Below are 23,074 nucleotides of genomic sequence, written 5' to 3'. Positions count from 1 at the left end.
GTCTTCGCCTCCCCCTCCACCCGCTGGGTCTACGACGTCGCCAAGGCCGCCCACCGCGGCGGCGGCGTCCTGCTCGGCTTCGGCAACTACGCCGGCGACATCCTCAACTTCGGCCTCGCCGCCGAACGCCTGCGCTCCGAAGGCATCCGCGCCGAACTGCTCGTCGTCACCGACGACGTCGCCTCCGAAGGCCAGGGCGCCAACGGGGAACGGCGCGGCATCGCCGGCGACGTCGTCGCCTTCAAGATCGCCGGCGCCGCCGCCGAAGCCGGCTACACCTTCGACGACGTCGTACGCATCTCCCGCCACGCCAACGACGTAACCCGCTCCATGGGCATCGCCTTCGCCGGCTGCACCCTGCCCGGTGAGAGCGAACCCCTGTTCACCGTGACACCGGGGAACATGGCCATCGGCCTGGGCATCCACGGCGAGCCGGGGATCTCCGAGGAGCCCATCGGCACGCCGGAGGAGATCGCGACCCTGCTGGTCGAGAAGGTCCTCGCCGGCAGGCCCGAGGGCGCCCCGGACTCCGGCAAGGTCGCGGTGCTGGTCAACGGCCTCGGCTCAACCAAGTACGAGGAACTGTTCCTCCTCTACGTCCCCATCGCGAAGCAGCTGCGGGCGGCGGGCTACGAGATCGTCGCCCCGCAGGTCGGGGAACTGGTCACCAGTCTGGACATGGCTGGCTGCTCGCTGACGGTGACGTGGCTGGACGAGGAGCTGGAGAAGCTGTGGACCGACCCGGCGCAGTGCCCGGCGCTGAGCGTCGGCGCCACGATCGAGACGACCCCGGCGCCGACCTACGTCGTCCCCGAGGACGAGGTCGCCGACTACAGCGGCACCCCCGCCGCGGCGCAGGAGTCGGGGCAGCAGATCGCCGGGCTCATCGAAGCCGTGCGCGACGTCCTCAAGGACGCGGAAGCCGAACTGGGCCGCATCGACGCCATCGCCGGTGACGGCGACCACGGCACCGGCATGGTCAACGGCTCCGTCGCGGCCGCGCAGGCAGCCCGGGCCGCCGCGGACGCAGGGGCGGGCGCCGCGTCGACGTTGTCGGCGGCCGGCGGCGCCTGGGCCGACCGGGCCGGCGGGACGTCCGGGGTGATCTGGGGCGTGCTGCTGCACGCGTTCGCCGAGAAGCTCGGTGACGAGGGCACCCCGACGCCGGAGCAGGTCTCCGCAGGCGCCACGGCGTCGGTGGAGGCCGTGATGCGACTGGCGGGTGCCCGCGTCGGCAACAAGACGATGCTCGACTCCCAGGTCCCCTTCGCGGAGACCCTCGCGGAACGCATCGCCGCCGGTGACGACCTGAAGACGGCCTTCACCACGGCGTCGCAGGCGGCCACCGACGCCGCCGAGGCGACGAAGCAGCTGCGTCCCCAGATCGGGCGCGCCCGGCCGCTGGCCGAACGCTCCATCGGTCACCCCGACGCCGGGGCCGTCTCGCTCGCGCTGGTGACGCGCACCGTCGCCGAGAAGCTCTGAAGAGCCCTCACCCCCGGGGGATCGTCGTCACGACGGGCCGGTAGGTCCGGCGCTCCGTGACGACGACCCCCCACCCGGACCCCGCTGTGCGCGGGCTTCGCCGTCGTCCTCCTGCTGGTCGGGGTCGACGCCTCCGGAGCCGACGTGCTGACGCTGCCGCAGTGGATCCTCTTCCTGCCACCCCTCGTGCTCATCCCTCTCGGCGCACGTCGTGCGGTTCCGCCGTCCGGGTGAGTCCGCGCTCTCGAAGGGCGCCGCGGGCAACCATGTCCTAGTTTCGCGATCGCGGGGGCGACGACGCCCCGTCTCCAGCGACAAGAGGAACCACGATGCGTCTCGTCCGCCGCTCGACCCTGTCCGCCCTCGCCGCCACCGCCCTCCTGTCGACCGTGGGCATCGGCGCGGCGCAGGCCGCCACCCCCGTGCCGAAGGTGGGGACGCCGTTCCCGTACGTCGGCCTGGTCCGCGCGGCCGGCGCGGACCGCTACGAGACGGCCGCCGTCATCGCGCAGGGCTCGTTCCAGCCCTCCAGCGGCAGCACGGTGTTCATCGCCAGCGGTGAGGCCCCGGCCGACGCGCTCACGGCCGGTCCGGCCGCGGCCTCCCTCGACGCACCGCTCCTGCTGACCCGCGCCGGTGACCTGCCCGCCGCGACGGCGACGGAACTCGCCCGGCTCACGCCGACGACGGTCTACGTCGTCGGCGGCACCGACCGCGTCTCGGACGCCGTCCTCACCGCGATCGGCACGGCCGCACCGGGAGCCACCGTGACGCGCATCGCGGGGGCGTCGCGCTACGAGACCGCGGTCGACGTCGCCGAGAAGTTCTTCCCGAACCCCGAGGGCGTCGTCGTCACGCGCGGCGACACGTTCCCCGACGCCCTCTCCGGCGGGGCCGCGGCCGCCTCCGCCGGCGTCCCCGTGATGATCACCGAACCCACCTCGATCCCTGCGCCCGTGGCGCAGTGGATGGCGCAGCACACGTTCGCCTCCAGCCTCGTCGTCGGCAGTTCCTCGTCCGTGAGCGACGCCGTCGCCGCGACCGTCGCCGGCCGCACGAGCGACCCGGCGAACGCCACGCGCATCGGCGGCGCGGACCGCTACGACACCTCCGCGGCCGTCGCGACGGCCGTGTTCCCCGACGCCACCACGGTGGTCATCGCGACGGGCGACAACTTCCCCGACGCCCTCGCCGGAGTTCCCGCCGCAGCCGTCAACGCCGCTCCGGTCCTGCTGCTGCCCCAGGCGTGCACGCCGGCCTCGCTGGCGACGTACGTCCAGGGCAACAAGGACATCTCCGCCGAGATCGTGCTCGGCGGCCCGACGTCCGTCACGCCCGAGGCGCTCACCACGACCTGCTGACCACGAACTGCTGACCACGAACTGCTGAACTCCTGACGACGGGTGGGGTGACCGGAGAGGTCACCCCACCCGTGCGGCGGTCACGGCCGGGGAAACCGGCGCCCCGCGCGCCCCCCGCGGACGAGCACCGCCACCGCCACGGCGACGACGACCCCGCCGGCGACACCCGCCGCCAGGGGCAGGAACCCCAGCGAACCGGCGACGTTGACGGTCAGCCCGAGGACGAGCAGCAACCAGCTGCCGGTCCGAACGGTCGCGCGGTGCTCCTGCGGTGCGGGGTTCTGCGGGTCGTCCACGGGTTCCTCCTGGTGTCTGGATGGGTTGACCACCACCGTCGCCGGAACGGACGGGTGCGGGACATCCCGCGCGCTGCCGTCGGCCGGTGGTGCAGGCGCTACCGACGACGAGCCCGCGGCGTGGGTACGGTCGGCGCACGGCGACGACCGGAGGTCCCATGCGCCAGTCCGCCGGACGGCGGTTCCACGACCGTTCCCGCGAGGGTTTCCTCGACCTCGGCCGAGGGCTCGGCACCGCACTCGTCGCCCTCCTGCTGAGCGCGTGGCTGCTCGTCGTGCTGGTCCTGTGCGCCGTGGGGGTCGGGGTGCTGGTGGCCCCGCCGGCCCTGCGGGGGGTGCGTCGGCTGGCCGACCGCGAACGCGCCCGCACCGGGGCGCCCACGCTCGGCGCGGGGCCGGACCGGATCCGCGATGCCGTGGCGGACCGACTGTGGCGCAGGGACCTGCGGTGGTTGCTCCCGCACGCGACGGTGGGTCTCGCGCTCGGCCTCGCGGGCGTCCTGCTGCCCGTCTACGCCGTGCGGGACCTGTCGTTCCCCCTCTGGTGGTGGCTCGTCCCGGACGGCCAGGACCCCTCCCCGTGGTGGTGGACCGTGCGCACCTGGCCGGACGCCCTCGCGGTCGCCGGCCTGGGACTCGGGTGGGGGCTGCTCTCCGTTCCCGGCCTGCCCGCCCTCGCGCGCGCCCAGTCCGGGGTGTCCCGGGCGCTGCTGCGGCCGCCCGCGGACGTCGACCTGTCGCTGCGGGTCGCCGAACTCACCGCGACCCGCGCGGGTGCCCTCGACGCGCACGCCGCGGAACTGCGGCGCATCGAACGGTCGTTGCACGACGGCGCGCAGAACCGGCTCGTCGGCGTGAGCGTGCTGTTGGGGGCGGCACGACGTTCCCTCGTGCGCGACCCCGCCACCGCCGACGAACTGCTGGCCCGCGCGCAGACCGCCGCCGAGGAGGCGCTCGCCGAACTGCGCGCGGTCGTGCGCGGGATCCTGCCGCCGGTCCTGCTGGACCGGGGTCTGGCCGCCGCCGTCGCCGGGTTGGCCGCGGACTGTCGTGTTCCCTGCCGCGTCGCGGTGGCCGTCGAACCCCGCTGTCCGGCGTCGGTGGAGGCGACCGCCTACTTCGTGGTGGCCGAGGCGCTGACCAACGTGTCCCGGCACTCCGGGGCCGCGGCCGCGGCGGTGTCGGTGCACCGGCGCGGGGAGGTCCTGCACGTCGTGGTGACCGACGACGGTCGCGGTGGTGCCACGACGGCGTCGGGGTCGGGGTCGGGGTTGACGGGGGTGCGGCGCCGTGTCGAGGCCCTCGACGGGACCCTGGGGCTGAGCAGCCCGCCGGGCGGGCCGACGAGAGTGGAGGTGCGGTTGCCGTGCGGATCGTGATCGGCGAGGACGACGCCCTGTTGCGCGAAGGGCTGGCGCTGCTGCTCGCGGCGGAAGGGCTGGACGTCGTCGCCACGGCGGCCGACGCGGACGCGCTGCTGGCCGCGGTCGACGAGCACCGGCCCGACGTGGCGATCGTCGACGTCCGGATGCCGCCGACCCACACCGACGAGGGGATCCGCGCCGCCGTCCAGGCGCGCCGCACCCACCCCGACCTCGCGGTCCTCGTGCTGTCCGCCCACGTCGAGCAGGCGTTCGCGACCGACCTCCTGGCCGGCGGCGCGCGGCGGGTCGGGTACCTGCTCAAGGAGCGCGTCGGACGGGTGGAGGAGTTCCTCGAGGCCCTGCACCGCGTCGCGGACGGCGGGACGGCCGTCGACCCCGAAGTGGTCGCCCAGCTGCTCACCCGCACCCGCACCGACGCAGGACTGGACCGGTTGTCGGCCCGCGAGCGCGAGGTGCTGGGCCTCATGGCGCAGGGGTTGGGGAACGCGGCCATCGCCGGCCGGCTCGTCGTCAGCGACGGCGCCGTCCACAAGCACATCCGCAGCATCTTCGCCAAGCTCGACCTCTCCCCCGCCGACGAGCAGGACCGCCGGGTGAGCGCCGTGCTGCGGTACCTGCGCGCGGTGTGACCCTCCGACCGCCCTCCGTGCCGACCGGTCGGCCACCCCGGCACCCGGTAGCTTCGCCGCGTGAGCACCGCACCCCACGACCCCGCCGGCGCTGACCACCGGGACGTCCTGGCCGTCCTGCGCGGCGCCTCTCCGCAGGCGTCCCCGGTGCCCGTCCCCGCCGCGCCCGCGACGGTGTCGCTGCTGCCGGAGGGGGCCACCTCGCGCCACCAGCTCGTCGCCGACCTCGCCCTGGCCGGCCGCCCCGTGGTCGTCGACCGGGCCGAGGAGGGACCGGTGCTGCTGGCGGGGCTGCTGGCCGCGCTCGCCGCGACCGGCCGCTCGGTGCGTCTGCTCCCCGGGTCCTGCACGGAGGGGGCGCGGGCCGAGCTCGCCCGGCTCGGGCTCGCCCACCTGCTGGCGGACGTGCCGGAGGACCCGAGCCGTCGCGGGGCGGACCTGCCGGCCGCCGACCCGAACCGCTGGCTGACGGTGCTGCGCGACCTCGACGGCCGGCACCGCGCCTGGTTCGGCGGGGGCGCCGAGGCGGCCGGGGCCAGCCGGGCCGAGCAGGTCGCCGGGCTCGCGGCGCTGTGGGCGGAGCACCTGCACCCGCCGCTGCTGCCTGCCGCGGCTTCGTGGTCCGCGGCCGACCGGGCCCGCGTCGTGGACCTCCTCGACAGGGCCCGCACCGCCGGTGAGGACCCGTTGCGGGGCGTCCCCGACGACCGCCTCGCCGCCGTGGACGGTGACCTCGACGAGCTCCCCGGCCGGCTCGACCGGCTCGCCGCCCTCGTCCAGCGCCTGGCCGGGGAGACGGGCTGGCGGCCGCGGACGACGGCCGACCTCGCGGCCGGGTTGCCGCTGCTGGCCCGCGTGGAGGAGGTCCTGCGGACCTACGTCCCCGCCGCCCTGCGCACCGACCTCGCCCAGGCCTCGGCCGTCCTGGCCCGCCAGCCCCGCTCGCTCCTGTCGGCCGAGGAGCGGGAGCGGCGGCGCGAGCTCAAGCGGCTCGCCGCCCTGCGGCAGGACGGGGCCTCGTTCGGGCCCGCCGACGTCGAGGTCCTCGGCGCCCTGCAGCGCGACTGGGCCGCCGCCTTCGGTGGCGCCCCCGCCCCGGCCGCGTCCCGCCGCGAGCTGGTGGACCTGCTGGAGCCGTTGCGCCGCAACCTGTCCGCCGTCGCCGACGTGGTGCCCGACGTGCCCGTGGACCCGGAGCTCGACCGGCTGGGCCAGGTCGTCGACCGGCTCCGGGACGTGAGCCGGGCCGCGCAGGCCCGTGGCGACCGCGCGGCCGTCGACGCCGAGGGTCTGGGCGACCTCGCCGCGGCCGTGCCCGCCGGGTCCGGCCGGTCGGACATCACCCGCCTCGTCGACGGGACCCACTGGCGGGCGGCGCTGGAGGACTCCGCCCCCGGGGGCGCACCCGTCGAGAGGGTCGCGGACGAGTTCCGGCGGCTCGACGAGCAGCGTCGCGCGCGCGGGGCACGGGAGCTGCAGCTGGCCCTGTCCGGGGCCCGGGCCCGGCCGGTGCAGGTGGGGGCCGGGCCGCAGCAGTCGGACGAGCAGTCGGACGAGCAGTCGGATGAGCAGGCGGACGAGGTGCTCGTCGTCGACGACGCCCACCTCCTCCCGGCGGCCGGACTCGCGGACGCGGCCGGCCGGGCCGCGCAGCTCGTGCTGCTGGGCACGGCGGGTGGCGTCGAGGGGTCCGCCTGGGAGCGCGTGGGGGCGGCCGTCGGGACGGTGTCGGTGCCGCTGCGGACGCAGCCGTCGACGCTCGTCGAGGCGGTCACCGCCGCCGTGTCCGGCACCGGGGTGGAGGTCGTCGCCGGCCCGCCGACCGCCGCGGACCTCGAACTGCGCGAGGGCGGCGCCCGGCTGCTCGTCGGTCTGGAGGACGCGCTCGCGTCCTGGCGCGTGCAGGACCGGGAGGTGGTGCGGCCCGCCCGCGCCCGTACCGCCGGTCTGCCCTACCGCCTGGTGCGGGTGGCGGACTGGTCGACCGACGCCCGCGCCGTCGCCCGCGCGCTCGCGGAGGAGGTGCGCGCCCTGGCCCCCGTGGTCGAGGAGGCCCCGGTGCCCGCCGTCCTCGCCGCCCCCGTCCCCGTCGAGTCGTTCCCGAAGGGGCTGGGGTCGGCCCAGGACGCGCAGCGCGCCGTCAGCGAGTTCGTCGCCGTGCTCGGAGGCGGCAACCCGAACATCGACCAGACGCCGCCCGCGACGGTCGACGCGGCCGTGGCCCTGGCCTACGCCGACCTCGGCGTGACCGCGGCCGACGCCGCCGTCCTCGACACCGCGATGGACCTGCTCGGCTACCGCCGCCGCGGGACGAAGGTGCTGCGGTCGTTCAAGGAGTCGTTGCAGCGCCAGAAGAAGAAGATGCGCGGCGCCGGCGTCCGCATCCCCTGACCCTGCCCCCGGCCCCCAACCCCAGCCCGAGGCGGAAAACACTCTTTCCGTCCTCTGGGATCGATCTCAGAGGGCGGAAAGAGTGTTTTCCGCCGGGGGTGCGGGAGCGGGGAGGGTGGGGGTCGGGGTTGACGGCGGGACGGGTCGGGGGCAGGCTGGGACGCGCAGTAAGCGCATACATCGCTGCGACGTCACCGCCGACGACCCCACGGGAGCTCCGATGCCCAGCCCGCTGACCAGCCCGATGCACCGCCGCACGTTCCTCACCGGCAGCCTCGCCGCCGGGGCCCTCGCCACGGCCGCCCCGAGTGCCCTCGCGGCCCCCCGCCCCCGGCCCGCCCCCGAACTGCGCACCTGGGCCGCGCAGACCTGGCGCTGCCTCGACGCCCTCACCGTCCCCGCCTCCGGCCTGGCCGCCGACGACATCGGCGCCGACCTCTCCGCCGCCTCGCGCGGGCACCAGACGTCCCCGACGAACATCGGCTGCGGGTTGTGGTCGACCGTCGCGGCCCGCGAGATCGGCCTCCTCGACCGCGGCGAGGCCCGCCGCCGGCTGGCCCGCACGCTCGACTCGATCGCCCACCTGGAACGGCACGAGCCGAGCGGGATGTACTACAACTGGTACGACCCGGCCGACGGCCGCAAGCTCACGGTGTTCCCCTCCTCCGGTGAGGTCGTCAAACCCTTCCTCTCCTCGGTCGACAACGGGTGGCTGGCCGCGGCGCTGCTCGTCGTCGAGCGCGCCGAGCCGTCGCTGCGCCGGCAGGCGCGAGACCTGCGCCGCCGCATGGACTTCGGGTACTACTACGACGCGGCGGAGAACGCCCCCGGCGGGCAGTTGCGCGGGGGTTTCTGGGACGTCGACCCCGACGAGGACGCCGCGGTCGTCGGGAACTACCGGGGCGGTGACCCCGTCTGGTACACCGGTCACCACTACGGCGCGTTCAACACCGAACCCCGCATCGCGTCCTACCTCGGGATCGCCGCCGGGCAGATCCCGCCCGAGCACTACTGGGGTCCGGTCCGCACGTTCCCGGACGACTCCTGCGACTACTCCTGGACCGAGACGAAGCCGCAGGGTTCCTGGCGGACCTACGGCGGCGTCCGCGTGTTCGAGGGCGCGCTCCCCTACCGCGGCAAGCTCGTCGTCCCCACCTGGGGCGGCTCGATGTTCGAGGCGCTCATGGTGCCGCTGCTCGTCCCCGAGGACGAGTGGGGTCCGCGGTCGTGGAAGCTCAACCACCCCCTCTACGTGCAGTGCCAGATCGAGCACGGCCTGGACGAGGCCCGCTACGGCTACTGGGGGTTCTCGCCCTCGAACGACCCCGCGGGCGGCTACCGCGAGTACGGCGTCGACCAGCTCGGCCTCGACGGTCCCGGTTACACCTCCGACGAGGAACGCACGACCGTCGACCAGGCCTTCGAGGGCTGCCGTCCCGGCTCCCCCGCCCCGACCTCCTACGGGGACGGTGTCGTCACCCCGCACGCCTCGTTCCTCGCCCTGCGCTACGCCCCCGACCAGGCGGTGCAGAACCTCAGGAACCTGGCGGCGGACTTCGACTGCACGACCGACGGCGGGTTCCTCGACGCGATCGCCGTCCGCAGCGGCCGGGTCTCGGACCGCTTCCTCGCGCTCGACCAGGGCATGGTCATGGCCTCGCTCGGCAACGCCCTCGGCGGGGACGTCCTGCGCCGGCACGTCGGGGCCGAGCTGTCCCGCACCCTGCGGCCCCTCATGCAGCAGGAGGTCTTCGCCACCCGGGCCTGACCCGGACCCCCTCGCGACGGCCCGGAGCTGAGACGTTCAACCCGGGGGTTGATCTCAGCCCCGGACGAGCCGATGGAGTGTCGAGGACGGCCGGGACCACCGGTCGCCCGCCACCGTCGACGGGAGGGGACCGATGGGCACCGACGCGACACCGTCCACCCCCGCGCCCCCCGCGGCGCTCCGCCCCTTCCTCGCCGCGTCGGCCGGTCGCGGTCCGCTCGGCCGGGTCGTGGCCGCACTGGCCCCCGCGGCCGTCCTCGCGGGTGGCCACGTCGTCACCGACGGCGGCTGGTCGACCGCCCTCGCGGCCGCCGCCGGGCTCGCCGTCCTGCCCGGCACCTGCGCCCTGGCCTGGTCGGCGGTGCGCGCCGAACGCGCCGAGCGGGCCGCCCGCTGCGCCCACGAGGAGCTCCTCGCGAGCGCCTCCCGGGCCGAGGAGGCGGCCACCGACCGGCTCGAGGAGCAGGTCCGCGGCGCCTTCGTGCAGCTGCAGTTCACCGAGCGCCAGTCGCGGGTCCGCGCCCAGGAGGTCGTCGACGACTCCAGCTCGGCCATCGTCCAGCGCCTCGCGGAGGTCGAGGACCAGGTCGCGAGCGTGCAGTCCTCCACGGACGTCATCGACGACAAGGCGACGGCCGCGACCGCCGCGACCCGCGAGATCCTCGCCCGGGCCGCGCAAGCCGACCAGGACGTCGCCGCGCTCGAGGACTCGCTGCGCTCCGTCGGCTCGATGGCCACCGTCATCGCCGAGGTCGCCGGCCAGACGAAGCTGCTGGCGCTCAACGCCACGATCGAGGCCGCCCGGGCGGGCGCCGCCGGCGACGGCTTCCGCGTCGTGGCCGGCGAGGTCAAGGACCTCGCGGCGACGACGGCCGGGTCGACGGACGAGATCACCGAGACGGTCGCCGCGGTGCAGGCCAACGCCCAGGCCGTCCTGCGGAGCCTGCGCGCCGTGCAGGACCGGATCGCCGGCATCGACGAGGCCGCCGAGGGCCTGCGGTCCGTCGCCGAGACCCAGCGCGGCGCGCTGGTGGTGCTGCAGGGCTCGGTGGCGGCCGCCGTCGACGGCGCCCGCAGCATGGGCGACCTGGCCGCGACGATGGAACGGCGCCGCGTCGAGCGCTACCCGTGCCGGCAGGCCGTCGTCCTGCGCGTGGAGGGGCAGGACCACCCCGCCACGGTGCTCGACCTCGGGCTCGGCGGCGCGCGCGTGGAGACCGCGAGCCCGCAGCGCGTCGGGGTGGGCACGCGCATCGTCGTCCACTGGCCCGAGGGCGGCCGCACGCTGGACCTCGCGGGGGCGGTGGCCCGCGCGACGGGTGCGCCGGGCGCCTGGGGGCTCGGCGTCGTCTTCGACACGACCAGCGCGGCCGCTCCGCCCGCCCTCGTCGCCGTCGTCGAACGTCTGCAGTCGACCTGCCCGGCGGTCCGCGGACGCTGAGCCGGAGGACCCCCGTCCGGGTGCGTCCGGGAACCCCCGGGTTCGCGAATGTGGTTGCCTCATGCAAAAGTGCTCGGGCACAACCACCGCCCGTCACTGGAGATCCCGTGTCTGCACGACACCCCGACACCCCCGCGTCCGGTCGCAAGGCCGACGTCCTCTTCGACATCCGCACCGTCATCGGAGGCCTGTTCGCCGTCTACGGCGTCGTCTGCCTCGTCTGGGGCCTCGTGTCCTTCACGGCCGCCGACCGCGCCAAGACCGGCGGCGTCAACCTCAACCTCTGGACCGGCATCGGCATGCTGCTGCTGGCCGCGGTGTTCATCGGCTGGACGCTGCTGCGCCCGCTGCACCCCGCGGAACCCACCGCTGAACCCACCGCTGACCCCACCGCGGACGGTGAGGACGCGTGAGCTCCTCGTTCCCCGCCGCGGTGGGCAGCGCCGTCGCCTCGGCGACCGGCACCCTGCGCATCGACGCCCACCTCATCGACTACCTGCTCGTGGGGTTCTACTTCCTCATCGTCCTGGGCATCGGCCTCATCGCCCGGCGCAGCGTCTCCTCGAGCCTGGACTTCCTGCTCTCGGGGCGCAGCCTGCCCGCGTGGGTCACCGGTCTGGCGTTCGTCTCGGCGAACCTCGGCGCGACGGAACTCCTGGGCCAGGCCGCCAACGGCGCGCAGTTCGGTGAGCAGGCGTTCCACTACTACTGGATCGGCGCGATCCCGGCGATGGTGTTCCTCGCCCTGGTGATGATGCCGTTCTACTACGGGTCGAAGGTCCGGTCGGTGCCGGAGTTCCTCGGCCGCCGCTTCGACGCCAAGACCCAGCGCCTGCAGGGTCTGCTGTTCGCGATCGCCTCCGTCCTGCTGGCCGGCGTGAACCTCTACGCCATGGCCATCGTCGTCAACGCCCTGCTGGGCTGGCCGACGTGGCTCGCCATCGTCGTCGCCGGGGTCATCGTCCTGGCGTACACGTTCCTCGGCGGCCTGTCCGCCGCGATCTACAACGAGGTCCTGCAGTTCTTCGTCATCGTCGTGACGATGGTGCCCATCACGCTCGTCGGCCTGCACCGCGTCGGCGGCTGGGACGGACTCGTCGACAAGCTCACGGCCAACGGCGACGCGAACATGCTGCAGGCCTTCCCCGGTCAGGACCTCACCGGCATCGGCTCGGCGATCGGGTCGACGTTCGGCGTCGTGCTGGGGCTCGGCTTCGTCACGAGCTTCGGGTACTGGACGACGAACTTCACCGAGGTGCAGCGCGCGTTCTCGGCCCGCAACGCCTCGGCCGCGCAGCGCACCCCGCTCATCGCCGCGATCCCCAAGGTCCTCATCGCGCTCGTCATCATCGTCCCGGGCATGATCGCCGCGGTGCTCATCCCGGGCATCGAGGCCCTCAAGCGGGGACTGCCGAGCGACGCCACCTACAACGACGCCGTGCCGCTGCTGCTGCGGGAACTGCTGCCCAGCGGGTTCCTCGGTGTCGCGCTCGCCGGTCTGCTCGCCGCGTTCATGGCCGGCATGGCGGCCAACGTCAGCTCCTTCAACACGGTCTTCACCTACGACCTGTGGCAGGACTGGCTGCGCCCGGGCCGCGACGACGCGCACTACCTCAAGGTCGGCCGGCTGGTCACCGTGGTCGGGACGGCGCTGGCGATCGGGACCGCGTTCATCGCAGCCGGGTTCTCGAACATCATGGACTACATCCAGACGTTGTTCTCGTTCTTCAACGTCCCGTTGTTCGCGGTGTTCGCGTTCGGGCTGTTCTGGAAGAAGCTCACCGGCAACGGCGGGTTCTGGGGGCTGCTCTCGGGCACCGTGAGCGCGGTGTTCGTCTTCGTCCTCAACCAGGTCGGCGTCATCTCCCTGTCCGGTCAGGGGTCCAGCTTCCTCGGCGGCGGCGTCGCCACCGTCGTGGCCGTCCTGGTCGGCTGGCTCACCTCCCGCGGCGGGACACCGAAACCCGAGGCCGACCTGCGCGGGCTGGTGTGGAGCCTCACCCCGGCCGACGTGCGCGCGGTACCGCGTGAGGCCGGCTGGTACCGCAACCCGACGGTGCTGTCCGTGATCGTCCTGACGCTGGCCGTCGGCGGCTACGTGCTCTTCGCGGTCGTCTGACCGCGCCCCCCGAGCACGCACGAGGGCCCCGGAACCATGCGGTTCCGGGGCCCTCGTGCTGCCGGGCGTCAGGCGCCCGACCCACCCCCGGGCTGGAGCACGCCGTTGGCGAACAGCTGGTACGGCGCGTACGACGGCGCGGTCTCCGTCGGGTCGTCCGCGGTGACGAGGACGGCCGCGACGTCGGGCCGGAACCCCAGGGCGAGCTTCACGGGGGTCACCGTCTTCCAGCCCCACGGCGTGGAGACGACCGGCAGCTTGACGACGGAGACCTTCTTCTCGTCGTAGCCGACGAGCTGGACGGTCCAGCCGGCGACCGGGACCGGGTGGGCCTGCGTCAGCGACTTCCAGGTCGACAGGTCCCCGGCGTCGGCCACCGGCGTCCCGCCGACGCTGACGGAGGTGACGGTGACACCCGGGTTGGAGACCCCGCCGTCGGTGACGTAGCGCAGGGCCACGTCGACGGTCTGGCCCGCGAACTGCGAGGCGTCGAAGGTCTTCTCGCCCTGGAACGTGCCCGACAGGCCGCCGGTGTTCTCGTCGGCGCCCTCGGTGGGCAGGTTCACCCACGTCCCCGTCGCGGCGTCGTAGACCTGGACGTAGAAGTAGTCGTAGCCCTCCTCGGTGTCCAAGTCGAGGCCGAGCGTCACGGTCGGGTCGGCCGCCGGGACGTCGAACGTGCGGACGACGGCCCGGTCGAGGTTGTCCCCGCTGCCGGAGACGAGGTTCCCGTCCTCCGCGGTCCACTCGACGGGGGCGACGGGGTAGTTCTTGGCGCCCGTGAAGTCGACGAGACCGTCGCTCAGCCAGCCGTCGAGGGAGCGGAGCCGGACGTAGTCGGCGCCGTTGACGGGGGCCCCGGGCGACTCGTACGCCTGCGGGTTGTCCCAGTTGACCTTCGCCGACAGCGACGCCGTCGTGAGCCGCCCGGTGTTGCCCCGCTTGACCTTCGCGCCGGCGTCGATCGCCGCGTCGACGGCGTTCATGGCGAGGAAGTCGTGCAGGACGTCGGTCGCCTTGACGCGGTGCCCGGTCCGGTCCAGGACCGTCTGCAGCCCCACGAGCCCGTTGGCGGGTTCGTCGTGCAGCGCCTTCATGAACGCGTCGCCACCGAAGTGGTCGTGGAGGTAGAACATGAACGCGTAGGCCGCGCCGTAGTCGGCGAGGATCTCGGGGTCGCCCTGGTCACCCCACTGCGTGAGCGACTGCTCGGGACCGCCGAAGCTCTCCTGCGGGTTCCAGCCGTAGTACGTCGAGAGGTGGTTGTCGGCGGCGGGGTCGTCGAGCGGGATCGTCGGGTCGACGTAGCCGACGAGGGTCTGCGCCCAGTCCGAGAGCCCCTCGTTGACCCAGTTCACCTCGTCGGGGTCGGCGTAGTACTCCAGCAGGTGCTGGTACTCGTGGGCGAAGGTGCCCTCGTAGGTGCGGGGACTCGGCTCGCCGAGGCCCGGGCGGCCGAGGAAGTCGGCACAGGCGAGGTAGTCGGCGTCGCCGGAGTCGTCCGGCGGGTTGGTCCCGGTGCGGTGCAACCAGTCGAATCCGTCGATCGTCATGACGTTGCGGTCGAGCAGCTCGTTGAAGGTCGAGAAGAAGAACCCGGCGATGTACGTGCGGCCGTTGGCGTTCGTGGGGTCGTAGAAGTTCTGGTCGCGCACGTTGTCGATGAGGGCCACCGTGCGGTCGCCCTTGCCGACCCAGTAGTCGGCGGGGTACCCGGCGTCGGGGAACACCTCGCCCATGACGCCCTTCGTGCCGTCGCGGTCGGGCGCGACGGAGAAGGCCTCGGACTCCTTGGGCAGCATGTTCTCGTCGAACTCGTCGGCGAAGCCCTGCGCCTGCTCGTCGGTGACCTTCGTCAGGGCCCCGCCGTCGAGGGTGTTGCGGCAGTCCCCCGCGGGGAAGCTCAGGTCGTCGGCGACCCAGACCTCGATGTGGTCGCCGAGGCCGCGCAGCGTGTACCCGCGGACGTCGATGCCGCCGGCGACCTCCTCCCCGTCCGGGGTGACGCCACCGTCGACGAGGGACAGCCAGTCCTTCTGCTCCCCGACCTCGAGGTCGGCGTCGGAGGAGGTGCCCGCCGCCGTCCGGGGGCTGGACAGCGTGCTGCGCTCCCCGGCGGTCCCCGCGGCGCCGAGCTTCGCGGCCGCCGTCTGCGTGAACGGCAGCGGCGCACCGCCCTTGTAGTCGCCGTCGATGAGCCGGACGTCCGTGGGGACGTTCTGCCGGGCCGGGGTGGGGGCGGGGGCGGCCGAGGCCGCCGTGGCCGGGACGGCGAGCGCCGTCGCCGAGAGCGCGGCGAGGGCGAAAAGCCCTCCGCGCCGTGAGTTCATCCCCATGCGAAGTTCCTCCGTGGTTCGACCGTGCGTTGCTCAGCGTGAGCTTCCACCACTCACAGCCGACCCACAAGGGTCGGCGGCCCGCGGATTCGACAGACTGTCGACGTGAGCACCGAACCCGGCACCCGCGAACCGCTGCGCGTGATGACCGTCTGCACCGGCAACATCTGCCGCTCCCCCATGGCCGAGGTCGTGCTGCGCGACCGCATCCGCGCCGCGGGGCTGCAGGACCGCGTCGTCGTGGACTCCTCCGGCATCTCCGACGAGGAGGACGGCAACCCCGTCGACCCGCGCGCGGCGGGCGTCCTGCGCGAGCACGGTTACGAGGTTCCGCGGCACCGGGCGCACCAGGTGAGCTCGGAGGAGATCGCGCACCGGGACCTGCTGCTGGCCATGACGTCCCGGCACGCGCGCTGGTTGCGGACGCAGGCTCCGGACGACGAGGCGGCCGCGCGGGTGCGGATGTACCGCTCGTTCGACCCGGCCGCCCCCGAGGTCCTGGACGTGGCGGACGAGGCGGACCTCGACATCGACGATCCCTGGTACGGCGGCCGGGAGGACTTCGAGCGCACGCTGACCCAGGTGGAGGCCGCCGCGGACGCGGTCGTCGACCACGTCCGCCGGATGCTCGACTGAACCCGGCGGGGCCTCAGAGGGCCTTGGCGAAGAGGACGTCACCGTGGACGCGGACGTACCCCGCCCGTTCGTAGAGACCGACGGCACCCGAGGGGTTCTCGCTGTCGACGTCGAGGGTGACGGCGGCCGTCCCCACCTCGTGGGCGCGCCGGGCGACCGCGGCCAGGAGCGTCTGCGCGAGTCCGCGGCCACGGTGGTCGCGCCGCACGCCGAGGTTCCCGAGGTCGGCCTGGGCGAACCCCAGCGCGGGCCAGTCGGACTCGTGCGCGTAGACGTTGGCGTAGGCGACGAGTTCGGCCGCCCCGTCGACCGCGGCGGCGCCGTCGGCCCGCTCGGCCAGGAGCCCCCAGCTCCAGCCGGGCCGGTAGTCGGGGTTGCCCACGACGAACCGTTCCCAGTCGGCGTCGGTGAGCGGCTGGGAACCCCAGTGGTCGGCGAACACGACGTTGTGCAGGTCGCGCAGCCCGGTGGCGCCGTGCTCGTCGAACCGCACGAGGCGGAACCCGGCGGGGACCTCCGGCGCCGGGAGCTCCCGGTCCCTCGGCAGCGTGCGCCGCATGGTGCTGAAGTACCGCAGCGGTGTGAGTCCCGCGCGGGCGCACAGCCGGGCGAGGTCGTCGCGGTGGTCGGCGGCCCAGACCTGCAGGTCCGCGGTGACGTCCCGGCCGAGTTCGCGGCGTCGTCGCGCGACCCGGTCCCGAGCGGCGCGCTCGGCCCAGGCCAGCAGGGCGCGCCCGACGCCGCGACCGCGCCAGCCCGGGTCGACGACGCCGCCGCACGGCAGGCGCAGGTGCGCCAGGTCACCGAGCCGTAGTTCCACGACCGCGGCCGCGCGCAGGACGCCGTCGGCGTCGAAGCCCGCGAGGGACTGGGTCCCGGCGTCGAACCCGTCGGCGGTCAGGCTGCGCCGCAACCACTCCGGGGAGTCCCGCACGTGGGGTCGGTCGACGGCGGCGGCGCGGTCGAGCAGGTCGGCCCACACGGGGACGTCGTCGGTCGTCAGCGGGCGGCAGGTCAGTCCGGGCAGCACGCGCCCCAGCCTCGCAGAGAGGTGCTCAGAACAGCCGCTCGTCGGCCGACTGCTCGAGGTCGAGGAGGAACCGCTTGCGCCACAACCCACCCGCGTACCCTACGAGGTCGCCGTCGCGGCCGACGACGCGGTGGCACGGGACGAGGACCGACAGCGGGTTGCGGCCGTTGGCGACCCCGACGGCCTGCGCGTGCCCGATCCCGCCGAGCGTCCGGGCGATCTCGCCGTACGTCGTCGTGCCGCCGTGGGGGATGCGCGTCAACGCGTCCCACACGCGGCGGCTGAACGCGTCGCCGGGCGGGTCGAGCGGGAGGTCGAAGGTCGTCCGGGCCCCCGCGAAGTACTCCTCGAGCTGGTCGCGCACGTCGTGGAAGGCGGTGTCGTCCCGCGGGGCGCCGTCCGGGACGCGCGCACCACCGCGGTGGTCGTCGAACCAGACGCCCGTGAGGCCGCTCTCCGACCGCGCCACGGTGAGGTCCCCCAGCGGGGAGGGCAGCACACCCCAGCGCACGGCCCGCTCCTCCCCGGCCCGGGGACGTCCCGGGTACGGTTCCCAGGATCGCATCCCCGCCAGGAGGTCCCCCGTGCCGCGCCCGCCGTTTCCGCCCGCCGTCGCCGAGCTGTTCTCGCGTCCGAACCCGGCCGTCATGGCCACGGTCCACCCCGACGGCCACCCGGTGACGGTCGCGACCTGGTACCTCTACGAGGAGGGCCGGGTGCTGCTGAACCTCGATGCGCGCCGGGCCCGGTTGCGCCACCTGGAGGCGAACCCCGTCGTCTCGCTGACCGCGCTCGCCGAGGGCGACTGGTACACCCACGTCAGCGTGCAGGGACGTGTCGTGCAGACGCGTCCCGACGAGGGGCTCGCCGACATCGACCGCCTCTCGACGCACTACACCGGGCGGCCCTACCCGACGCGGGACTCCCCGCGCGTCAGCGTCCTCGTCGAGGTCGAGCACTGGCACGGCTGGGGCGCGGCGGCCCGCTGAGGCCGCTCACCCGCCCAGCCCGGCGACGACCTTCTCCACGCGCCGGGCCCGGGTCGCCTCGGCCTTGGCCCCCTCGACGGCCGTGACGTGGGCCTTGCGCTGCGAGGTGGACAGCGCGTCGAAGGCCGCCCGCAGGCCGGCGGCGTCGAGGGCGCGGGCGAGGTCGTCGGGCACCTCGACGGTGCGGGGCGCCGTGTCCAGCTCCAGCCGGACCTCCAGCACGTCCCCCGCGGCGACACCCGCCGCGGCCCGTTCCTGCGCGCTCACCGGGACGAGCGCTCGACCGCCCATGACCCCCACCGTCGTGCGGTAGGTGTGCTCGCGCAGGGTCACCGTGACCGCGGGCCGCCGACCCCCGCCCAGCGCGTCGAGCACTTCCGCGGGGACCTCGAAGCCGGTGGCCGTCCGGCCGTGCAGTTCCACCGTGGCCCTGAAGACCGGCACAACAACCTCCCGTGACGTCACAGTCACCCCGTGTTGCACGAGGTGGCGTTCGCAGTGCATCGTGACGCAGTTCGTCCCCAACGGTGGGGACTTCCGGGGAAGGTCACGCTCGATGGGTGGCGTCGCGTACGTCGTCATGGCCCACACCGGTCCGGCCGCGGTCGCGGCCAGGGTGCGGCGCCTGCGGGAACTGGCCCCGCTGTCCCACGTGCTCGTCCGGTCGGCCGGGTCCCTGCTGTCCGACGCGGACGCCCAGGACCTGGGGATCGCCCTGCTGCGCAGCGAGATCCGCGTGCAGTGGGGCGACTGGTCGCTCACCGCCGCGGCCGTGGAGACGTTCTCCACCGCACAGCGGCTGTGGGACCCCGACCACGTCGTGCTCGTCTCCGGCCAGGACCACCCGGTCACGGACCTGGCGGTGTGGGAGTCCGGGCTCGACGGTGTCGACGCGGTGCTGCGGCGCGACCCGCGGGACCACGCTGAACGCTGGCGCAGCTGCTGGCACGTCCTGCCCGCGCAGTCCGCGCTGGACACGCTCTGGTGGGGGCTGAGCCGGGTGAGTGCGCGCGTGGGATCGTCCCGCGGGATCGACCGCGCCGGCGACCGGACGTGGGTCGCCCGCCACCCGCGCCCGGGCGGACCACCGGTGCCCTACGTCAAGGGGTCGTTCTGGTGCGTGCTCTCCCGGGCCGCCCTGACCGCCGTCGTCGAAGCCGCGGCCGACCCGCGCGTCGGCGGCTGGTTCGCCACGACGCTCCTGCCGGACGAGTCGTTCGTCCACTCGGTGCTGGCGGCTCGGCCGGACCTGCGGACGGTGGCGGGTGCCACGTCGTTCACGGTCTTCCCGACGGTCGGGTCCGCCCACCCCCGGGAACTGGGCGCCGACGACGTCAACGCCGCGCTGGCCGGCGGCGCCCCCTTCGCCCGCAAGGTGGTGGGTGTCGACGGGGAGTTCACCCGCCGCGTCGACGCCGCCGTCGACGCGCTCGTGCGGCCGGGAGCGTGCGTCAGGCCGCCAGCTTGAGGACGTCGGCCGTCCGGGCCAGCGTCCGCGTCAGCAGCTCGTGGTCGTCGGACAGCCTGGTGCCGTAGGAGGGGACCATGGTCCGCATGCGGTCGCGCCAGGCCTCCTGGTGGGCCGGGAAGCACTGCGCCAGCAGGCGGAGCATGACGTCGACCGCGGTGGACGCGCCCGGCGAGGCCCCCAGGAGGGCGGCGACCGACCCGTCCGCGGCGTGGACGAGTTCGGTGCCGAACTGCAGGACGCCGCCGCGCGGGCCCTTCTTGATGACCTGCACGCGCTGGCCGGCGGTCAGCAGTTCCCAGTCCTCACCGCGGGCGTCGGGGTAGAACACCCGCAGCGCGTCGAGGCGCTGCTCCATCGACTGGACGATCTGCTTGCCGAGGTAGGTCATGAGGGAGACGTTGTCCCGCGCGACGGCCAGCATGGGCAGCAGGTTGTGCGGCCGGACGGACAGCGGGAGGTCGAGGAACGACCCCTGCTTGAGGAACTTCGGGGAGAACCCGGCGTAGGGCCCGAACATCAGGGCCTTCTCACCGTGGGAGTAGCGGGTGTCCAAGTGCGGCACCGACATCGGCGGGGCGCCGACCTCGGCCTGGCCGTACACCTTCGCCCCGTGGCGGGCGACGACCTCGGGGTTCGTGCAGCGCAGCCACTGCCCGCTGACGGGGAAGCCGCCGAAACCCTGACCTTCGGGGATCCCGCTGCGCTGCAACAGGTGCAACGCACCGCCCCCGGAGCCGACGAAGACGAACGGGGTGGCGACGGCGAAGCTGCCCTCGGAACTCTCCCCCACGACCGTCCAGCCGGACCCGCGACGGCGCAGGTCCTTCACGGTGTGCCCGGTGAGGAGTTCGACCCCCTCCTTCGCCGCTCCCGCGAACAACTGCTTCGTCAGGGCGCCGAAGTCGACGTCGGTGCCGTTGCGCGAACGGGTGGCGGCGACGCGTTCGGAGGGGGCACGACCGGCCTCGAGCAGGGGCGCCCACTCCGCGATGCGGGTGTGGTCGTCGGCCCACTCCATCTCCGAGAACAGGGGGTGCTTGGACAGGGCCTCGAACCGGGCGTGCAGGAAGTCGACGTCGCCGCCCCGCACGAAGCTCATGTGCGGGACCGCGTTGATGAAGTCGCCCGGCGAGGCCAGCACGCCCTTCTCGACGAGGTGGGACCAGAACTGCCGGCTGGACTGGAATTGCTCGTTGATCGTCACGGCCTTGGCGATGTCGACCGTCCCGTCGGCCTTGGCCGGCGTGTAGTTCAGCTCGCACAGGGCCGAGTGGCCGGTCCCGGCGTTGTTCCACATGTCGGAGCTCTCGGCCCCCACGGTGTCGAGCTTCTCCAGCACGAGCACGGACCAGTCGGGCTCCACCTCGGCCAGCATCGTGGCCAGGGTCGCGCTCATGACCCCGCCCCCGATGAGAACTGCGTCGTAGCGGTTCGCTGCGGGCACCGGGCTCACCCTCGTTCGTCGTCGACCTGCGGACCACCAGAGGCTACGACCTGTGCACGGTGGGGCGCCGCCCGGGCGGTGCGACGGTGCCCCACCTCACACGTGAGGTGCGTCTCAGCGAGGCCTCAGCTCGCGGTCGTGCCGGTGGTGGAGCCGCTGATCGGCTGCGTCAGGTCGTAGACCGTCGTGCCGCCGACCGTCCGGGCCCTGTAGTGCGCCTCGACCCACGCCGTGACCTCGCTGACGGTCGAGTCACCGCCCCGTCCGCCCATCCCGCCACCGGCGACGAGGTAGTGCACGTCGCCCTCGGCCACGTACTGCTGGAACTGCGCCAGCGTGGGGGTCGGGTCGTCGCTCCAGCCGCCCATGGCCATGACGGCCGTGCCGCTGGCGAGTTCGTAGGACGCCGCGGTCTGGGAACCGGAGACGGCTGCGGACCACGTGGTCCCCGCGGACTTCAGCAGCGCGACGAGCTCGGCGTTGCTGCCACCCTCCGCCCCTCGTGCCTGGCCGCCGGCGACCGCCTGCCCGTCGGGAGCCGCCTGCCCGTCGGGGAGCGCCTGGCCTCCCGTCGCACCCGTCACGCCGGTGCCCTGCCGCATCCCGCCGAACCCGGGCGCACCCCCGTCCGCCCGGCCGGCGAACCCGCCGCCGAAGCCCCCGCCGAAGCCCCCGCCCATCCCGCTGCCGGCCGACGCTCCGGCCGGGCCGACGGTGGGGATCGAGCCGGTGTGCGGCGTCGCCGCCGTGGCGACGGCGTAGGAGGCCGTGCCCCCCAGCCCGACGACCGCCCCGGACAGCACGAGGACGACGGCCACCCGTCGCAGCCGCGCCGGCGTCACGACGAACCCGACGGCGAACGTCACCGAGACCGTGGCGAGGACCCAGCCGAACCACACCCAGGTCCCGTTGCGCTGCAGCAGGACCAGGGCCCAGATCCCGGCCGTGGCGAGCACGAGCGCGAGACCGGCGCGGGCCAGGACCCGTTCGCGGCGGGCCCAGAGCAACTGACCACCGCCGGCGGCGAGCGCCGCCACCGCCGGGGCGAGCGCCACCGTGTAGTACGGGTGGACCGTGCCCTCCATGTAGGCGAACGTCAGACCGGACACGAGGAGCCAGCCGCCCCACAGCAGGAGCGAGGCCCGACCCCGGTCGGTGCGCGGGGCGCGGCCGCGGGCGACGAGCCCGAGCACCAGCGCGAGAAGGGCCGCGGGCAGCAGCCAGGAGATCTCGTTGCCCATCTCGGAGGAGAACAGGCGCTGCCAGGTGGCGGCCCCGCCGAAGCTCGACCCCGGGGTGCCCCCGCTCATGCCCCCGCCGAAGCCGCCCCCGGCACCGGCGGCGGAGCTCGTCGCGCTGCGACCGAGGATGCGGGCGAGCCCGTTGTAGCCCAGGACGAGGTTCATGACCGTGCCGTCGGTCGAGCCGCCGATCCAGGGCTTCTCCCCGGGCCACAGCGTGACCGCCACCACCCACCAGCCCGCCGAGACGACGACGGCCGCGGCCGCACCGAGCAGGTGCAGCAGCCGCTTGCCCAGACCCGTCGGCGCGGCCCACAGGTAGACGAGAGCGAGGCCGGGCAGGACGAGGAAGCCCTGCAGCATCTTCGTGAGGAACGCGAAGCCGATGGCGACGCCGGCCAGCGCCAGCCAGCGCAAGGACGCCTTCTCCGTCGCGCGGACGGTGCAGTAGGCCCCGGCCGTCATGAGCAGCACGAGCAGGGCGTCGGGGTTGTCGAACCGGAAGATGAGCGCGGCCGCGGGGGTCAGGGCGAGGGCGGCGCCCGCGACGAGCCCGGCCACCGGCCCGTGCCAGCGGCGCACGGTGGCCGTCAGCAGCCAGACGGCGCCGACGCCCTCCAGCGCCTGCGGGACGAGCAGCGTCCAGCTGCTGAAGCCGAACGCGCGGGCGGCGAGCCCGGCGACCCACAGCGAGGCGGGCGGCTTGTCGACCGTGATGAAGCTCTGCGGGTCGATGGACCCGAAGAACCAGGCCTTCCAGCTCTCCGAGCCGGCCTGGACGGCGGCGGCGTAGAAGCTGTTGGCGTAGCCCGAGGCGGACAGGTCGACGACGTAGAGGACACCGGTCGCCAGCAGCAGCGCGACGGTGGCCCACCGGACCCAGCGCGGCCGGAGTGGCCCGCCAGCCGCTCCCGCACCGCCGGTGCCCCCCGTGTCCTCGCCGTCCCTGGTGCGCGCGGTGGTCGTCGTGGTCATGCCCCCACCGTCGACCCCCACCCCCGTCCCGGCCCCTGAACCACCTGTGAACCGGCCGTGACCCTGCGTCGCCCGCG

19 protein-coding genes are annotated in these 23,074 nt (G+C 74.3%); 12 read left to right on the top strand and 7 right to left on the bottom strand.

The window, feature by feature from the left end; all coding sequences use genetic code 11:
* Both AB0637_RS10340 and AB0637_RS10335 read left to right on the top strand, forming a co-directional pair.
* A partial coding sequence (locus tag AB0637_RS10340; RefSeq protein ID WP_366171948.1) for a dihydroxyacetone kinase family protein occupies window positions 1-1,485 on the top strand: 1,485 nt, incomplete at its 5' end.
* Window positions 1,486-1,814: 329 nt separating this feature from the next.
* On the top strand, window positions 1,815-2,846 hold the full coding sequence (locus AB0637_RS10335; protein WP_366171947.1) for a cell wall-binding repeat-containing protein: 1,032 nt from the start codon (window positions 1,815-1,817) through the stop codon (window positions 2,844-2,846).
* 80 nt (window positions 2,847-2,926) lie between these two features.
* Here AB0637_RS10335 and AB0637_RS10330 read toward each other — a convergent pair whose 3' ends face one another.
* A complete protein-coding gene (locus AB0637_RS10330; protein ID WP_366171945.1) occupies window positions 2,927-3,142 on the bottom strand; it encodes a hypothetical protein in 216 nt (71 codons plus the stop codon).
* Between the two features lie 158 nt (window positions 3,143-3,300).
* Here AB0637_RS10330 and AB0637_RS10325 point away from each other — a divergent pair, with 158 nt between their 5' ends.
* From AB0637_RS10325 to AB0637_RS10295, 7 genes are all read left to right on the top strand, one after another.
* Window positions 3,301-4,521, top strand: a complete 1,221-nt coding sequence (locus AB0637_RS10325) for a sensor domain-containing protein (RefSeq protein WP_366171944.1) — start codon at window positions 3,301-3,303, stop codon at window positions 4,519-4,521.
* Entirely contained in the window at window positions 4,509-5,156 is a 648-nt protein-coding gene (locus tag AB0637_RS10320; protein ID WP_366171942.1) for a response regulator transcription factor, read from the top strand. The genes AB0637_RS10325 and AB0637_RS10320 overlap by 13 nt, the downstream gene beginning before the upstream one ends.
* A 60-nt stretch (window positions 5,157-5,216) precedes the next feature.
* On the top strand, window positions 5,217-7,547 hold the full coding sequence (locus AB0637_RS10315; protein ID WP_366171940.1) for a hypothetical protein: 2,331 nt from the start codon (window positions 5,217-5,219) through the stop codon (window positions 7,545-7,547).
* Window positions 7,548-7,767: 220 nt separating this feature from the next.
* Window positions 7,768-9,315 (top strand): glucoamylase family protein, encoded by a 1,548-nt coding sequence (locus AB0637_RS10310; RefSeq protein WP_366171938.1) that lies wholly within the window; start codon window positions 7,768-7,770, stop codon window positions 9,313-9,315.
* A 133-nt stretch (window positions 9,316-9,448) separates the two neighbouring features.
* A complete protein-coding gene (locus AB0637_RS10305; RefSeq protein WP_366171936.1) occupies window positions 9,449-10,756 on the top strand; it encodes a methyl-accepting chemotaxis protein in 1,308 nt (435 codons plus the stop codon).
* A 107-nt stretch (window positions 10,757-10,863) separates the two neighbouring features.
* Entirely contained in the window at window positions 10,864-11,169 is a 306-nt protein-coding gene (locus AB0637_RS10300; protein ID WP_366171934.1) for a hypothetical protein, read from the top strand.
* Window positions 11,166-12,875 carry a sodium:solute symporter family protein gene (locus AB0637_RS10295; protein WP_366171932.1) on the top strand — a complete coding sequence of 570 codons (1,710 nt, stop codon included), beginning with the start codon at window positions 11,166-11,168 and terminating at the stop codon, window positions 12,873-12,875. The genes AB0637_RS10300 and AB0637_RS10295 overlap by 4 nt, the downstream gene beginning before the upstream one ends.
* Before the next feature lie 68 nt (window positions 12,876-12,943).
* Here the strand turns inward: AB0637_RS10295 and AB0637_RS10290 are convergent, their stop codons facing one another.
* Window positions 12,944-15,205, bottom strand: a complete 2,262-nt coding sequence (locus AB0637_RS10290; RefSeq protein ID WP_366171930.1) for a peptidase M6 — start codon at window positions 15,203-15,205, stop codon at window positions 12,944-12,946.
* Between the two features lie 150 nt (window positions 15,206-15,355).
* On the opposite strand from AB0637_RS10290, the gene AB0637_RS10285 reads away from it, so the two are divergent.
* Complete coding sequence (locus AB0637_RS10285; RefSeq protein WP_366171964.1) at window positions 15,356-15,847, top strand: low molecular weight protein-tyrosine-phosphatase; 492 nt, start codon at window positions 15,356-15,358, stop codon at window positions 15,845-15,847.
* 13 nt (window positions 15,848-15,860) lie between these two features.
* Here AB0637_RS10285 and AB0637_RS10280 read toward each other — a convergent pair whose 3' ends face one another.
* Window positions 15,861-16,877: a GNAT family N-acetyltransferase gene (locus AB0637_RS10280; RefSeq protein ID WP_366171928.1), complete on the bottom strand. Its 1,017-nt coding sequence runs from the start codon at window positions 16,875-16,877 to the stop codon at window positions 15,861-15,863.
* A gap of 25 nt (window positions 16,878-16,902) precedes the next feature.
* Window positions 16,903-17,388, bottom strand: a complete 486-nt coding sequence (locus AB0637_RS10275) for a methylated-DNA--[protein]-cysteine S-methyltransferase (RefSeq protein ID WP_366171926.1) — start codon at window positions 17,386-17,388, stop codon at window positions 16,903-16,905.
* Window positions 17,389-17,461: 73 nt separating this feature from the next.
* Here AB0637_RS10275 and AB0637_RS10270 point away from each other — a divergent pair, with 73 nt between their 5' ends.
* Window positions 17,462-17,866, top strand: coding sequence for a TIGR03618 family F420-dependent PPOX class oxidoreductase (locus tag AB0637_RS10270; protein WP_366171924.1), 405 nt, complete (start codon window positions 17,462-17,464; stop codon window positions 17,864-17,866).
* 6 nt (window positions 17,867-17,872) lie between these two features.
* Here the strand turns inward: AB0637_RS10270 and AB0637_RS10265 are convergent, their stop codons facing one another.
* Window positions 17,873-18,310 carry a YdeI/OmpD-associated family protein gene (locus AB0637_RS10265; protein WP_366171922.1) on the bottom strand — a complete coding sequence of 146 codons (438 nt, stop codon included), beginning with the start codon at window positions 18,308-18,310 and terminating at the stop codon, window positions 17,873-17,875.
* A gap of 112 nt (window positions 18,311-18,422) precedes the next feature.
* Between AB0637_RS10265 and AB0637_RS10260 the strand changes: the two genes are divergently transcribed.
* Complete coding sequence (locus tag AB0637_RS10260; protein WP_366171920.1) at window positions 18,423-19,334, top strand: beta-1,6-N-acetylglucosaminyltransferase; 912 nt, start codon at window positions 18,423-18,425, stop codon at window positions 19,332-19,334.
* Here AB0637_RS10260 and AB0637_RS10255 read toward each other — a convergent pair.
* Both AB0637_RS10255 and AB0637_RS10250 read right to left on the bottom strand, forming a co-directional pair.
* Complete coding sequence (locus tag AB0637_RS10255; RefSeq protein WP_366171918.1) at window positions 19,318-20,781, bottom strand: malate:quinone oxidoreductase; 1,464 nt, start codon at window positions 20,779-20,781, stop codon at window positions 19,318-19,320. The two genes, AB0637_RS10260 and AB0637_RS10255, sit on opposite strands and share 17 nt — an antisense overlap.
* A 125-nt stretch (window positions 20,782-20,906) precedes the next feature.
* Window positions 20,907-22,997 carry a glycosyltransferase family 39 protein gene (locus AB0637_RS10250; RefSeq protein WP_366171916.1) on the bottom strand — a complete coding sequence of 697 codons (2,091 nt, stop codon included), beginning with the start codon at window positions 22,995-22,997 and terminating at the stop codon, window positions 20,907-20,909.
* Window positions 22,998-23,074: the final 77 nt, after the last annotated feature.

The organism is Kineococcus sp. NPDC059986 (assembly GCF_040702905.1).
Classification (GTDB): domain Bacteria; phylum Actinomycetota; class Actinomycetes; order Actinomycetales; family Kineococcaceae; genus Kineococcus.
The sequence above is the reverse complement of the archived record's forward strand: the minus strand, read 5'-3'. Positions and strand labels throughout refer to the sequence as shown.

Coding starts and splice junctions, on each gene's coding strand:
- AB0637_RS10335 (WP_366171947.1), top strand. CDS start 1,815: ATGCGTCTCGTCCGCCGCTCGACCCTGTCCGCCCTCGCCGCCACCGCC.
- AB0637_RS10325 (WP_366171944.1), top strand. CDS start 3,301: ATGCGCCAGTCCGCCGGACGGCGGTTCCACGACCGTTCCCGCGAGGGT.
- AB0637_RS10310 (WP_366171938.1), top strand. CDS start 7,768: ATGCCCAGCCCGCTGACCAGCCCGATGCACCGCCGCACGTTCCTCACC.
- AB0637_RS10305 (WP_366171936.1), top strand. CDS start 9,449: ATGGGCACCGACGCGACACCGTCCACCCCCGCGCCCCCCGCGGCGCTC.
- AB0637_RS10290 (WP_366171930.1), bottom strand. CDS start 15,205: ATGAACTCACGGCGCGGAGGGCTTTTCGCCCTCGCCGCGCTCTCGGCG.
- AB0637_RS10285 (WP_366171964.1), top strand. CDS start 15,356: ATGACCGTCTGCACCGGCAACATCTGCCGCTCCCCCATGGCCGAGGTC.
- AB0637_RS10260 (WP_366171920.1), top strand. CDS start 18,423: ATGGGTGGCGTCGCGTACGTCGTCATGGCCCACACCGGTCCGGCCGCG.
- AB0637_RS10250 (WP_366171916.1), bottom strand. CDS start 22,997: ATGACCACGACGACCACCGCGCGCACCAGGGACGGCGAGGACACGGGG.